The organism is Rhizobium ecuadorense, from assembly GCF_001187535.1.
GTDB classification, from domain to species: domain Bacteria; phylum Pseudomonadota; class Alphaproteobacteria; order Rhizobiales; family Rhizobiaceae; genus Rhizobium; species Rhizobium ecuadorense.
In genome coordinates this window covers 79,136-92,756 of sequence record NZ_LFIO01000270.1, presented here as the reverse complement: position 1 = coordinate 92,756, position 13,621 = coordinate 79,136, and the positions used below count along the sequence as shown (strand labels likewise).

The window sequence follows — 13,621 nt, the reverse complement described above, 5'->3', positions numbered from 1 at the left end:
CGACATGGCATCGGTTACGATTGAGGAAGCCCGCAAGCATTATGATGCCGTTCCGGTGATCCAGTCTCCGTCGATATCGATGTCTCAACCGACAGACTGGGGCCGAGCGCGCCCAGGAAATTCGCGGCATGGAAAATGGCAGCCGGTGGCTTTGCGCCGGTATCGCGGATGTCACCCGACAGAATACGCTGGGCCGCTTCGCAGATGATCGGCGCCGTGACGGCATAGATGTCCTGTCCCTGGGCGAGAATCCGGCGGTGCAGGTCGCCTTGCGTGACGATCACCTCGACGGCGAAGCGCTGCGCCGAACGTCCGGTTTCATCGACGGCCTGGGGCAGGGGCGTCGATGGATCGCGAACATCGCGCAGGGCTGTCGTGCTGAGAAAGCTGTGCAATTCCCTGGTGCGGACGCGGCTGGCGATCAGCGGCACTTCCGAAAATGGAAGCTCGACGAATGTCTGCCGGCCGAACGGGGCCGGTAAAACGGATACCTTCTCGGCCGGCGACCGACGCACGGGCCGAAGCTCCCCGCCGCTGACGGCCAGGCGCTGTGCGGTGTTCTTCTCCCCGGTCACGCGCGTGCCTTTCGTCGGCAGCCAGCTGTCGAGAGCGACCCGGATTTCGATGGTGTCGGCATGCTGCCGTTCGTCCATCAGGGCTGCCACCAGCAGATCGGCCAGGCCGCCGTAAAATCCCATAGCCGGGATGACGACGACGCCCGCTTCCCGGGCCGCGACCTCATGCCGGTCGAATATGGCCTGTACGCTCGGCTGTTCAGCCGTTACGTCGAGATAATGGATGCCAGCCCGCAGCGCGGCACGCACGACTGCATCGGCCGTGTCCATGAACGGGCCGGCGCAGTTGATGACGGCAGCCGCGCCGGAGAGCGCCCTGTCCAGCGCCGCGTCATCCTCTATCGCTGCTTCACGGCATTCGACGCCACGTTCCGGAAAACCCGCTTCGGCCAGTCGCCCGATACTCCGTCCGATTGCAATCGGCTTCAGCCCGCGCCGCAACAGTTCGGCGACGACAAACCGGCCGGTATGGCCGTTGGCGCCGAAGACCGCGACGGCCTGGGGTGTTCTGATGATGTCGGCTTGATGCGTGGTCATTGCTCTCTCCTGCGCTACAGACCTGTCTGTCCTCTATAAAACATACAGGTCTGTAGCGTGTCAACCGACTTTCTGCTAGTGTGACTGAATTGGAGATAAGCGAATGACGAAAAGCACAGCCAACGCCCCTGTAGTGAACGAGGTGCGGGACAGAATTCTCGAGACGGCATCGGAGCTCTTCTACCGGCGCGGCGTCCGCGCCGTCGGCGTCGATCTGGTGGTCGAAAAATCCGGTGTCGCCAAAACCAGTCTTTACCGCCATTTCGGCACAAAGGACGATTTGATCGCGGCTTTTCTCAAGCGCGAGGACCTGGACTTCTGGAGCACCTGGGACCGGGTAACCGAACAGCACGCGGATGACGCCGGGGCTGAACTCGACGCCCATTTCGAGTGGATCGGCGAACGGGTAGGGCGGGACAATTACCGGGGCTGCCCACAGATCAACACGGCGGCCGAGTTTCCGGAAGCCGGCCACCCCGCCCGCAAAGTCGCCGAAGCCCACATGCATGAAATGCGGCGGCGCTTGAAGACCATCGCCGGGAGACTGGCGGTTGCTGCACCCGACAGGCTTGCCGGGCAACTTGCGGTGCTGATCAACGGCGCCTTTGTCAGCATGCAGGTCTTCGAACCCGGCGAGGCGACGGGTCTGCTCCGCGATGCCGCTCACGCCCTGATCGCCGCTGGCCGCAATTGATTCACTGGCGGCACATTTCCAAGCGTTGGGAAATGGGTCAAAGGAACTGGCTACTTGGAGCCGGTGTCCAGCGCGATACCCATGCCCAGATCGGGGAGGCGTGCTTCCACTGCGGCCATAAGCGCTGCGGCGTCGGCAGCCGAAGATCTTGTCAATAAAGGCACGGCTGGTTCCATAAATACCTCTTACACCACTGACACTGAAATAGCGGGATCGCCGGTTCTGGCACGGCGAGAGCAGATCAATTGCACGGATTTCATGGTCTCGTGGTTGCGAACGGCGGCTCTCGGGCAGTTGAGCTCGCCGGAGGCCTTGCAGCGGCTGGCCGATATCCGCCGCAAGGATCCGGATTTCGAACGCACCTTATGCTCGGCGTCGGCTATACCGTGCTCGAGGATGAGAAGGGCAGCTCGATGTCATCGGCGGCCTGAAGGTCTGGTCGGTCGAGACCACGATCTCACTGAGCGGCGGACCGCTCGGCGGCTCTTCGGCGAGAGATGACACTACCTGGGTGGATGCGATGGCTGGTCTGCGCGGCGTCTATTCGCTGACACCGACCGTCTATCTGACGGGTTGGGGGCTGATCGGTGCCGGGGGCGCCGACCTCGACTGGGATGTGGGCGGCGTCGGCTACAAATGGAACGACACGATCTCGGCCTTCATCGGCTATCGCGCCCTCGGCGTGAACTACAGCAATGATACCCTGACCAACGATATCGTCGAGCACGGCCCGATCCTCGGCGCCGTCGTCCACTTCTGAGGAGGCAGAACGCCGCGTCCGCCTCATTCGAACGAGAAGATCTTCTTCCAGTCAGCCTTCATGTCGACGACCAGCCAGTTGCGGCGGTTGGCTTCCTCAAGCGCCTTGTCGAGCTTGCCAAAGGCCGATTGCCGGTCATAGGCATATTCGCGGCCGGCATCGGTATGGTGGACCAGCATGGCAAAGCTCTTCTTGGCGACCGTCGTCCAGCGCATCATCTCATAATCACCATCCGAATTCCCGGCGGCGAAGATCGGCTTACGGCCGATGAACTCGTTGATGCCGACCGGCTTGCCGGGGCCGTCATCGATGAAGTTGATCTTCGGCAGGCGCTTGAGGACGGGAAGATCGCCGACGATCGCATATTCGGTAAGAATGGTGCTTCCAACCACCTGCTCGGGGGGGATGCCGTAGAGAGTTTCCGTCACCGGGCGCATGAACTCGACGCCGCCGCCCGAGACGATATAGGTCACGAAGCCGTTGGCGCGCAAATAGTCGAGAAGCTCGCGCATCGGCAGATAGGTCATTTCGGTATAGGGCTTCCCGGTTTTCGGATGCTTCGCCTCGGTGAACCACTTGGCGACGATATCGTTGAACTCGTCGGTCGTCATGCCGGCATGGGTGGCCATGGCAAGCTCGACCATCCCGCGCTCCCCACCCTTGGCGACGCCCGTGAGATCGTCGCCCAGAACGCTCTTGAACGGTTCCTTGGTCTTCCATTCCGGATGCTGCGGCGCCAGTGTCTTCACACGATCGAGAACGAAACCAAGCTGGGTGTAATAAGGCTGTTCGGACCAAAGTGTGCCGTCATTGTCGAAGACGGCAATCCTGTCTTGCTGCGCAACAAAGTCGGGGCCGCCTTCAGTGACCGTTGCCTTGACGAACTCCATGATGCGGGTCTTGGCCTGCGTGTCGTTCCACGACGGCAGCGGTTCCTGCGCCAGCGTCGGCACGATGCCGATCGCCAGCAGCACCAATGCGGAGAGGATCGAAACGAGAATAGTGTCGATGTCACGAAAGGCCTTCTGCATGGATATTCTCCCATCGGGACTATGGACGAAGCCGCAGACGGGATCTGCCAGCAGGTGGCAGCCCTGATGCCTGAAGTTCGCACGCAGAATTGCGCAGCGAAAGGCGGTGCGGAAGTACTTTACGGTAAACGCCGCGGGTGCTTACGTTAACGCGGCTGTAAATGCCGCCGGAGGCTTGTGAGGCGAGCTCGATGGCAGGCGCGCTTCTTCCTTGGCGAGGCGATCGATGTTCCGTGTGCGGTTGCCGAGGACGCCGAAGGGATAGGCGCCGATATTCGTCTTTATCTGTGCAACCGATCCGCCGTTGCAGGACAAGGCCGGCCACCACACACGGAACATCCGGTTAAGACGGCGATGCTGACGCCTGATCTGGAGGATGGGCAGCTCGGGCGCCGAGAACAGCCGCCAATTGGTGGGCGCATGTCGATGCCGCGAACCCAGAATGCGATGGCTTTCCAGTCCAGACGCGAACCCGAAAAGACCGCCCGCCACCCGTAAGCGCGGCTGCACGGGGAGGCCGCCACGGCCTCCCCGTCCGAGAGGATTACTGTGGCGCGAGGCGCTCCAGCTCGTTCAGCCGCTTGAGCGCCGCCTGTTGCCTCAACATGCCGTAGTTGATGCCGCTGGCGTTCAGCGAGCTGCCTTCCTGGTAGGGATACTTGTCGAAGTCGGAGAAGAAGTCCTTGATCTTGCCCTGGATCGGAACCAGCAGCCACATGTTGCGGGCAAGGAATTCGATGGCGCCGCCGCCGTCTTCCATGCCGCGTTCATAAGGATCCATCCGCAGGTTGGAGATCATGGCCCAGCTTGGGACTTCGCGGGTGGCCGTTGCGATATTGCCGTGGCTGGCGATTGCGAAAGCCAGTTTCCAGTCGTTCCAGCGTATGGCGTTCAGGTTGCCGCCCTGGTCGAAATAATACACGGAATCGCGCGGCCCTGCCGGGATCTCGCCTTTCAGCATCGGGCCGAGATCGTAGCCGTCGAGGTGAACCTTGAAGGTCTTGGTTCCCGACTGGAAGCCCGCCTTCATCTGTTCCTTGACGTCATCGATACCGGCAGCGCCTGCGAATGTCGGCAGCCAGTCCATCAGCGTGACGATGTCGTTGACCTCGGTGCCCGGTTTGACGGCGCCCGGCCAGCGGACCATCATCGGGATGCGGAATCCGCCTTCCCAGGTGGTGCCCTTTTCGCCGTGGAACATCGTTTGCGCGCCATCCGGCCAGAGCGCCAGTTCGGCCCCATTGTCTGTCGTGTAGAGTACGATGGTGTTCTCGGTGATGCCAAGCGCATCCAGCTGGTCGAGAAGCTGGCCGACGTGACCGTCATGCTCAACCATGCCGTCGGCATGGATACCCTTGCCGGTCTTGCCCATGGATTCTGCCTTGAGATGGGTGAAGACATGCATGCGTGACGAATTGAACCAGCAGAAGAACGGCTTGTCGGCCTTTGCCTGGCGGTCGATGAAATCCTTGGCCGCGGCCAGAAATTCCTCGTCGATCGTTTCCATGCGCTTGGTGTTCAGCGCACCGGTATCCTCGATCTTGCCATCCGCCCGTGAGTGGATCACGCCGCGCGGTCCGAACTGGCGGCGGAAGGCCGGGTCCTTCGGATAGAAATAGCCTTCCGGCTCTTCCTCGGCATTGAGATGGTAAAGATTGCCGAAGAACTCGTCGAAGCCGTGGTTGGTGGGCAGGTGCTGGTCCTGGTCGCCAAGATGGTTCTTGCCGAACTGGCCGGTGGCATAGCCCTTGGTCTTCACGACGTCGGCGATGGTCGGCATCCAGTCCTGAATGCCGTGTGGATCGCCCGGCATGCCGATCGTCAGCAGGCCGGTGCGGAACGGCTCCTGCCCGAGGATAAACGAGGCGCGGCCGGCGGTGCAGCTCTGCTGGCCGTAGCTATCGGTGAAGATTGCACCCTCTTTGGCGATGCGGTCGATATTCGGCGTGCGATATCCCATCAGGCCCATCGTGTAGGCGCTGATCTGCGGGATGCCGATATCGTCACCGAAGATGACGAGGATGTTCGGCGGCTTGGCGGATCCGCTGCCGGTCGATTGTTGCTGCTGCGTCTGCGCGCTCGCATGCTCGGCAGTTGCGCCGACGGCAAGCGCGCCAATGGCAAGCGAGCTTCCCGCGAGAAGAAGGTCTCGACGGCTGACAGATGTCTTGCCGTCCGCCGCCGGTCCGGTTTCATGGTCCTTCATCGATGATACTCCCCAGTGGTGAATATGCGCCGAAAGTCCTCTCGCAAACCTGCCAGTTGCGGAAGTACGTTACGGTAAATGGCAGCGTAAATGCCGCGTCGAGCGGCCAAACTTCCTGAGTTTATAGAGCAAAAGCAGTCGCTTATGCATGTCCTGGCCGCTTTGGAAACGGTCAAGACCGATGATGGCGAGTTATCGGCGCTGATCGCGGAGGCCGATCAGCTGGCGGCTCTCTTGATGCAGCGGAAGCCGACATGGCTTGTCGAGGTGTCTTCCGGTTCCGCATGGCGGGCCGCGGGGCGGTAGCGGCGGCAGTAATTGGGAGCGCAGAGATGCGATCCGCCTTTCAGCACGCGGCGTGCGATGCGGATCTTGGGTTGGTTCGCATCGTAGCTTTGATCGGCTGCGCCGCCGCGCGGATTGCTCGGGATGCAGCAGGATTTCTGCGCCGGTTCCGGGTGGCGCGTCGTCCAGTAATCGCTCGTCCATTCCCAGACATTGCCGATCATGTCGTAGAGACCGTAGCCGTTCGGCGGGAAGGAGCGGACGGCCGACGTCCGCTCGTGGCCTTTCGGCTTCGTTGTCTTCGTGGGGAAGACGCCCTGCCAGGTATTGGCCATCAGCCTGCCATCCGGCGTCAGCTCGCTGCCCCAGGCGAATTCGGCGCCGTCGAGGCCGCCCCGCGCGGCGAGTTCCCACTCGGCCTCGGTCGGCAGATCCAGCCCCGCCCAATCGGCATAGGCCTTGGCATCGGACCAGGCAACGTGGACGACCGGGTGATCGAGTTTGCCGCGGAGATCGCTGATGCCGCCGAGCGGCCTGCGCCAGGTAGCGCCGAACTTGAACGTCCACCATTGGCGGATATCGGGTCCATTGACGCCTTTCGGCTGGACGAAGAGCAACGAGCCGGCGCGCAGCATTTCCGGCTGCGCGCCGGGATAGTCCTCAGCCAACGGGGTCTTCTCGGCCATGGTGACGTGGCCGGTGGCCGTGACAAATTCCATGAATCGGCGGTTGGTGACCGGGATCTCGTCGATCCAGAAGCCATCGACCCGGACGGGATGGGCGGGAGCCTCCTCCGGATAGTGATCATCCGATCCCATCGTGAAGGTTCGTCCAGGGATCCAGAGCATGCCTCCTGGATCGGTCTGGGAGGATTGACTGTCCTCGAATGCCAATGCCATGACCGCCTCCCAGGTTTGATGGGGGCAGTGTTGCGCAAGAGCGGGGCGCGGAGAAGTACGTTACTGTAAATGGGCGTTACGTTACGCGGCCTCCAGGCCCATGCGGATTGAGCGCCGCGAGCGGTGAGGCCCTGACGATCTCGGCCGATTGCCGGAAGCCGGCATCGACAGCGAGTTGCCGCCTGTCGATCTCCGCCCCGCCCGAATGGAAGAGCCGTTGCGAGAGATTGCCGGTCTGGGTTTTCAGGCTCGCAGGTCCATTCGCGCTCCAATCGGCGAGCGTCCGATGGCCGAGACTACAACTCCACGATTGAAGGGCGGCATAGATTTCCGCCTCGGTTCCGGAGTGGATGACCGCGCGCACTTGCTTCAGGCGATTGCCGTAGGAAGTCAGGTGGCGCTGTCTGGCGTTTCTGATCTCTGCAGCAAATAGCGGCAAAGTCCGGCGGGCAATCCAGACGAACGCGGCGATGGCGAGCAGCCCGGCGATCACCAGTGACAGCATCTGCCGGATGGCATGCGGCGATCGCCGTGGGGCGTCGTCGAGAACCGGTTTTATCGCTGTTCCGGTCTGCGCGGCGGCAACTGTCACCGGAATTGCCGGCAGTGACGCAATCTTCGCTTCGTGCGATGCGACATCGAACCATGGATAGGATATTGCCGGGATGCGGAATGATCCCTCCTTGTCTGCCGTGTAGACATAGGTCTCGGTCCGGCGGCTGACGGTGTCGCGCCCAGTGGCGATGCCATCGTCGATCTTCGGCGGCTTCTGGTACTGGTGCAGCCCATCGGCGGTTCCCGCACTGACCGGCGGCATCAGCATTGCCTGCGTTTCGCCGGCGGAGAGGGTGATCGTCCGGACCAGGGCGTCTCCCGCTTTCAGGGATTGCGGGTTTCGATCGAAGGACTGCTCCATCACCAGGTTGATCGCGGCGAAGGCGATCGGGTTTTCCCCGGAAGACGGCACGACCGTGAAGGATATGGAGGGTGCTTCGACCTTGCCCTTGGCTGGAGCACCATTGACCGAATATCCGAATGCGATCTCGATCGGCGGCGTCGTGAAGGTGTCCGAGACCTGCGGAACAATGGCATAGGTCTTTCGAATGCCGGAGTAATCGACGCCGTCGAGGGTCCGGCGGACATTCTCGGAACGGCCTTCGGAAAGTGTCACCAAGGCATTCGGCATGTCGAAGAGCGGAAATTGCGGCGGCGAAGTGAAGAAGTCGGGGACGAAGACATCGACATCGATCCGCACCTGCTGGCCGGGCACGATCTTGCCGCCATCCTCGACGCTGACCTGTGCAAACGGGCCGGCGGCCAAGGCAGCGCATGGCATCAGCAGAGCGAATATTACCATTGCTCGGATCATTGTCCCGCCTTCTCCTCTTCGAGGGAAAACTTCCGCGCCAGCAGATCCGCCGGGCTGACCTGAATATTCTTCATCCACATTTCGGATGTCTGTTCGGCCGCGGCGACTTCGCCCGCCTTGCCCTTCTTGCCCTTGTCGTCGAACTGCATGCTGTCGGGCTTCTGGTTGGGGTCCTGCTCCTGTTCCCGCTCTTTATCCTCCTCCTGTTTCAGGAGACGCTGGGCGACCGAAAGGTTCGCCGCCGCGTCCGGCCAATCCTTACGCTGCTCCAGAGCCTTGCCGTAAGCGGCGATCGCTTCGGCAAAGTCGCCGAGATGCAGGAGCGCGTTGCCCTGATTGTACCAGCTCTCCGGGCTCTCCACCGATGCGAAGGCGTCGAGCGCGTCTTGATATTGCGCCGCCTTGTAGAGGGCCGCGCCCTTCCACATCGGATCGTGGAAGTGCTGGGCAGCCTCCACATAGTGTTCCTTCTCGAAGGCCACCCGCCCCTGCTGGTCCGGCGTCAGCCACATGTCCTCAAGCGCACCGGCAACGGCCGGTACGGGCAGGAGGAGACGGATCGAGAGCAGCATCGTGGCAAGCTTCACCAGCCAGCCGCGGCGGAAGGAGAGGGCCGATAACAGCGCGGCCGGAATGATCAGCCACCAGCCGAGATCGTGCCAGCGATCGCCCTGGTCTGCAGTCTGCTCGGAGAAATTCGTGCGGATCCGCTGCGCCAGCCAGCGGATATCGGCGTCATCGCCGGTGACCGTCGCCACATCGGCGCCGGCATCGCTGCCGAACTGTTTGAGCGCTGTCGCATCCAGCTTGCTGTTGAGACGCGCGCCGCCGCTACCGGAAGCCAGGCCGCCGCCCGGTGGCTTGATGATCCCGCCCTCCGGCGTGCCGATGCCGAGCACGGCGATGCTGCTCCCAATGCCCTTCAGCGAAGCCGCGGCCCCCGGCTCGATGCCATCGGTCAGCAGCACGATGGTGCCCGCGGCGCCGTCGCGTTGCATCAACCCATCGGCGAGCGTGATGGCGGCCACGGTGTCCTTCCCAGGCTTCGGCATGATGCGGGTGGCGAGCGCATCGGTGTAGGTCTCGATCAGGTCGATATCGTCGGTGAGCGGGACGACGAGATGCGCACTGCCGGCATAGGCGACGACCGCCGTGCGCGCGCCGTTCCGACCGGCCAGGATATCGTGGATCTTCAGCTTCGCACGCTCGATCCGGCTCGGCGTAACGTCGATCGCATCCATCGTCTGCGAAAGATCGACCGCGATCACCAGCGAGGCGGTGTCCGAGACGAAGGGCGGAGCTTCGCGTTTCCACGTCGGCCCGGCGGCACCGAGAGCCGCGAGCGCGATGATGATCGCCATGATCCAGGCGGGAGAATAGCCGCGCGTTCTTGCCGGCTCGACGATCAGGCTGTCCAGCAGGTGCGGCGCAATCATGCCCCTCCACCGATTGCGCAGATCGCTGGAGCGGGCCGCCATCCACAGCATTGCCGGCGGAGCGAGAAGGGCGAGCAGCCAGAACGGGCGCAGGAAATGGAAATCCGAGATCATGCAGGTGACCTCCGGCGCATGACGCCCGCAAGCCCGCTCGCCCCGTACCAGACACAGACGAGCAGCACCGATGCGCCAAGCGGCCAGTAGAACAGCTCGATGCGCGGACGCCAGGAGAGCTGCCTCTGATCTTCCGGCGTTATCCGGTCCAGCTCGTCGTAGATCCCCTGCAATTGGCTCTGGTCGGCGCCGAAGAAATAGCGGCCGCCGGTGGTGGTGGCGATCTTCTGCAGGGAAGCGGTGTCGAGCTTGTCCTCGCCCGTGGCCGCAGGATCGCCGATGCCGACCGCGTGGATGACGATCGCTTTGGTTTTGGCGATCTCGGCCGCCTTTAGTGGCGGCATCTTGCTGGCGGTGTCGTTGCCGTCAGTCAGCAGGATCAGCACCTTCTCCGGCACGTCGGTCTTCTCGAACATGCGGATCGCCAGGCCGAGCGAATCTCCAAGCGCGGTGCGCGGCCCAGCAATGCCAGGTAGCAGGCCATCAACCAGCGTCCGGACAAGCGCATGGTCCATGGTGAAGGGCGCCAGCGGGTAGGGCGCATCGCCAAAGGCGATCAGGCCGAGGCGGTCGCCCGGCCGCTTGGCGATGAAATCGCCAACCACGGCGCGGACCGCATCGACCCTCGCATTCGCCGCACCGTCCGGCGAAGCGAAGTCGCGGGTATCCATCGATTGCGACAGGTCGAGGGCGAGGAGAATGTCGCGCTGCGGTTCGGTCTTCTCCAGCGGCGGCTCGACATATTGCGGGCGGCTGAGTGCGACCACAAGCAGCAGCCAGGCGAGCACGTCGACGCCGGTCTGCAGCCAGGAGCGTCGTGGTACCACCGAGCCCTCGGTCGGCTCGATGCCGGCTGCCTTGGTCACCTGATCGAAGAAGGGAAGCCGGATCGAGGCCGAGGTCTCGCGGTGCGGCGGCAACAGCCACCAGACGAGCAGCGGCATCGGGATCAGGAACAGCATCCAGGGGAGATCAAGCTGATACATGATGCTCCTCGATCCAACGCCGCGTATCGAGGACGAGATCGCCTGCGGCATCGGCGTCCAGCGGCGTCTGCTGCCGGTATTCGAGATCGTCGAAGAGCACTTTCAGACGTTCGCCGGCGCCATCCCCATGGGCCGCGACGAATTTTGCCCATTCGGCGCCGGACAGTCCCGCGACCTGCGCGCGAGGCCAGGCGGAAAGCGCCGTGCGTTTGACGAGCTCACAAAGCGCCTCGGCGGCCTCGGCCTGTCCTTGCGGATTGCCGATCGCCGTCTCGATGTCGTCGAGACGCTTCAGCGCCTCGCGCCGATAGGCATTGCGCTGCCATCTCCGATAGGCGACCACGGCCCAGGTGAGCGCTGCGGCGGCGAGAAGCACTGCCACCAGCAGCCATCCCCAGGTCTGCGGCATGATGGAGACCGGCGGCGGCAGCGCGATGTCCTTGAGCGAGCGCAGCGCCGTTTCCGTCAGCGGATCGAGCTTCGGCTGCTGCTCCATCAGCGCCTCCGCTGCCGCCAGGCGGATTGTTCGAGCAGGCTGCGCAGTTGCGGCGCCGTTTCTTCGGCAGTGGAGATCGGCAGCATCGGCAATCCGAGCTGGCGCTGCCAGTCGCGCAGTTCGCGGCCACGGTCCCTTGCGAACTTGTCGATCGACTGGCGCACGCCCGCCTGCCGGAAGGAGAGTTCGGCCTGCAGCGATCCGCCGCTGACGACGATGCCGCCGGCCTTCGGCAGATCCAGCAGGAAGGGGTCATAGATCAGCAGGCAGATGACATCGTTGGCGCTCGAAAGCTGCAGCAGAAGCTCGCGCGTCGTCTCGCCATGGCCATCGAAATCGCTGGCGACGACGATCAGGAAATCGTGGTGGGCGATGCCCGCCACTTTCTCCAGCACCCGGTCGAGGGCGCCTGGCGACGGTGCCCCTGTGTAGCTCGCCTGCAGACTGCCGTTCATGGCGGCGATCTTCGAGGCGAGCGCGATCACGGCGTTGCGGCTGCGATGCGGCTTGACCTCGCCGATCTCCTCGTCGTTGAAGACGAAGCCGCCGACGCGATCGCCGGATCCCAAAATGCGCCAGGCGGCAAGGATCGCCGCTTCCGCCGCGGTGACCGATTTCATGGCGCGGCGGCTGCCGAAGAACATGTTGATGCGCTGGTCGGCAATGACGATCGCCGGCCGTTCCTTCTCCTCGCTATAGACCCGCACGACCGGCCGCATGGTTCTGGCGGTCACCCGCCAGTCGATCGAGCGGACGTCGTCGCCGGGCAAGTATTCCCGCAGCTCCTCGAAGGTGAGCCCGCGCCCGCGCATGGCCGATTGCATCCGGCCGGCGAGCTGCTGGTGGCTGCGCGCCCGTTGCAGGAAGGCAATATCCCGGGCGCGGCCCTCGAGCGCCACGAGATCCTGCGTCGTCACATGGACGCCGCCGCAGCCGGGCGGCCCGCTCATGAGACGGCAACCAGTTCGGCGATCCGCCCGATCACCTGGTCGGCGGTGGTGTTGGAGGCATGGGCCTCGTAGGAAAGAATCAGCCTATGGCGGAAGACATCGTTGACGATCGCCTTGACGTCGTCAGGCGTGACGTAATCGCGCCCTTTGAGCCAGGCATAGGCGCGTGACACCTTATCGAGACCGATGACGCCGCGAGGACTGACACCGACCTGCAAAAGCTTCGCCAGATCCTTGTCGTAGCGATCAGGATAGCGCGTGGCGACGACCAGCGAGACGATATATTTCTGGACCGGGTCGGAAACGGTGACCGCACCGATCTCCTTGCGCGCATCGAAGACCGCCTGCGGATCGAGCCGCTCGGGTGGCTGGCTGTGCGCCTTGCCGCCCTGGGCTGCATTTTCCTCGTCGCGGTTGAGGCGCATGATGGCGCCTTCCGATGCCTCGTCGGGGTAGCCGACCTCGACATGCATGAGGAAGCGGTCGAGCTGGGCTTCGGGCAGGGGATAGGTGCCTTCCTGCTCGATCGGGTTCTGTGTCGCCATCACCATAAACAGCGGCGGCAGCGGATAGCTCTTGCCGCCGACCGTTACCTGCCGTTCCTCCATGGCTTCGAGAAGCGCCGACTGCACCTTGGCAGGCGCGCGGTTGATCTCGTCGGCGAGGATCAGATTGGCAAAGATCGGTCCCTGCTGGAATTTGAATTCGCCCTTGCCGCCTTCGGAGAAATAGACCTCTGAGCCGGTGATGTCGGCCGGCAGCAGATCCGGGGTGAACTGCACGCGCGACAGCTCGGAATCGAGGTTCTTCGCCAGACTCTTGATAGCCCGGGTCTTCGCCAGTCCCGGCAGCCCCTCGACCAAAAGGTGGCCATTGGCAAGCAACCCCAACAACAGCCGCTCGACCATCGTGTCCTGGCCGATGATCGACTGCCCGACACGCTTTCCCAGATCGCGGATATCATCCCGAGCGGCCACACTCATCTCCCGTGCTGCAATCGTCTTTGCAGCCCGAAGACTTCACCTTTTCCGTCAGGTGCGGAAGTACGCAACGGTAAATGCTACCGTAAACTTGGCCTAAAGCGACTGCAGTCGAATCAGCGGCTCGCCTTCAAGCGCCGTGAGGATCTCGATGATCATGCGTTATGCCTCAAGTCCGATTTTGTCGAACGCTTGATCCATCGGAATAAGGTGTCGGCGGTTAAGATCTCTTCAAGGCGCTTTGTAAGTCCGACGAGCCACCAGCAGATCATGTTCGCGCAAGCCAGCGTAACCTCTTGGCTT

The 13,621-nt window shown here is 63.0% G+C and carries 12 protein-coding genes and 1 pseudogene; 2 read left to right on the top strand and 11 right to left on the bottom strand.

Annotated features, from left to right (window positions below):
- Positions 1–14 precede the first annotated feature (14 nt).
- Positions 15–1,112: a saccharopine dehydrogenase family protein gene (locus AF337_RS06330; protein ID WP_049731461.1), complete on the bottom strand. Its 1,098-nt coding sequence runs from the start codon at positions 1,110–1,112 to the stop codon at positions 15–17.
- Between the two features lie 103 nt (positions 1,113–1,215).
- Between AF337_RS06330 and AF337_RS06325 the strand changes: the two genes are divergently transcribed.
- Both AF337_RS06325 and AF337_RS06320 read left to right on the top strand, forming a co-directional pair.
- Entirely contained in the window at positions 1,216–1,806 is a 591-nt protein-coding gene (locus tag AF337_RS06325; RefSeq protein WP_049731460.1) for a TetR/AcrR family transcriptional regulator, read from the top strand.
- A gap of 365 nt (positions 1,807–2,171) precedes the next feature.
- A pseudogene (locus AF337_RS06320) lies at positions 2,172–2,566 on the top strand (hypothetical protein); the annotation flags it as partial.
- Positions 2,567–2,589: 23 nt separating this feature from the next.
- Here AF337_RS06320 and AF337_RS06315 read toward each other — a convergent pair.
- The 10 genes from AF337_RS06315 to AF337_RS06270 form a co-directional block, all read right to left on the bottom strand.
- On the bottom strand, positions 2,590–3,597 hold the full coding sequence (locus AF337_RS06315; protein WP_049731459.1) for an HAD family hydrolase: 1,008 nt from the start codon (positions 3,595–3,597) through the stop codon (positions 2,590–2,592).
- Between the two features lie 141 nt (positions 3,598–3,738).
- Complete coding sequence (locus AF337_RS06310) at positions 3,739–4,107, bottom strand: hypothetical protein (RefSeq protein WP_152970932.1); 369 nt, start codon at positions 4,105–4,107, stop codon at positions 3,739–3,741.
- Between the two features lie 34 nt (positions 4,108–4,141).
- Complete coding sequence (locus AF337_RS06305) at positions 4,142–5,803, bottom strand: arylsulfatase (protein WP_049731457.1); 1,662 nt, start codon at positions 5,801–5,803, stop codon at positions 4,142–4,144.
- Between the two features lie 218 nt (positions 5,804–6,021).
- On the bottom strand, positions 6,022–6,987 hold the full coding sequence (locus tag AF337_RS06300) for a formylglycine-generating enzyme family protein (protein WP_049731456.1): 966 nt from the start codon (positions 6,985–6,987) through the stop codon (positions 6,022–6,024).
- 76 nt (positions 6,988–7,063) lie between these two features.
- A complete protein-coding gene (locus AF337_RS06295) occupies positions 7,064–8,344 on the bottom strand; it encodes a BatD family protein (protein WP_160320256.1) in 1,281 nt (426 codons plus the stop codon).
- Between the two features lie 8 nt (positions 8,345–8,352).
- Positions 8,353–9,906: a VWA domain-containing protein gene (locus AF337_RS06290; protein ID WP_049731454.1), complete on the bottom strand. Its 1,554-nt coding sequence runs from the start codon at positions 9,904–9,906 to the stop codon at positions 8,353–8,355.
- The gene (locus AF337_RS06285) at positions 9,903–10,892 is read right to left on the bottom strand and encodes a vWA domain-containing protein (RefSeq protein ID WP_049731453.1); all 990 of its coding nucleotides are present in this window, start codon (positions 10,890–10,892) and stop codon (positions 9,903–9,905) included. Before AF337_RS06285 ends, AF337_RS06290 begins: the two co-directional genes overlap by 4 nt.
- Entirely contained in the window at positions 10,879–11,388 is a 510-nt protein-coding gene (locus tag AF337_RS06280) for a DUF4381 domain-containing protein (protein WP_049731452.1), read from the bottom strand. The genes AF337_RS06285 and AF337_RS06280 overlap by 14 nt, the downstream gene beginning before the upstream one ends.
- The gene (locus AF337_RS06275) at positions 11,388–12,338 is read right to left on the bottom strand and encodes a DUF58 domain-containing protein (protein ID WP_049731451.1); all 951 of its coding nucleotides are present in this window, start codon (positions 12,336–12,338) and stop codon (positions 11,388–11,390) included. The genes AF337_RS06280 and AF337_RS06275 overlap by 1 nt, the downstream gene beginning before the upstream one ends.
- The gene (locus AF337_RS06270; RefSeq protein ID WP_049731450.1) at positions 12,335–13,315 is read right to left on the bottom strand and encodes an AAA family ATPase; all 981 of its coding nucleotides are present in this window, start codon (positions 13,313–13,315) and stop codon (positions 12,335–12,337) included. The genes AF337_RS06275 and AF337_RS06270 overlap by 4 nt, the downstream gene beginning before the upstream one ends.
- Positions 13,316–13,621: the final 306 nt, after the last annotated feature.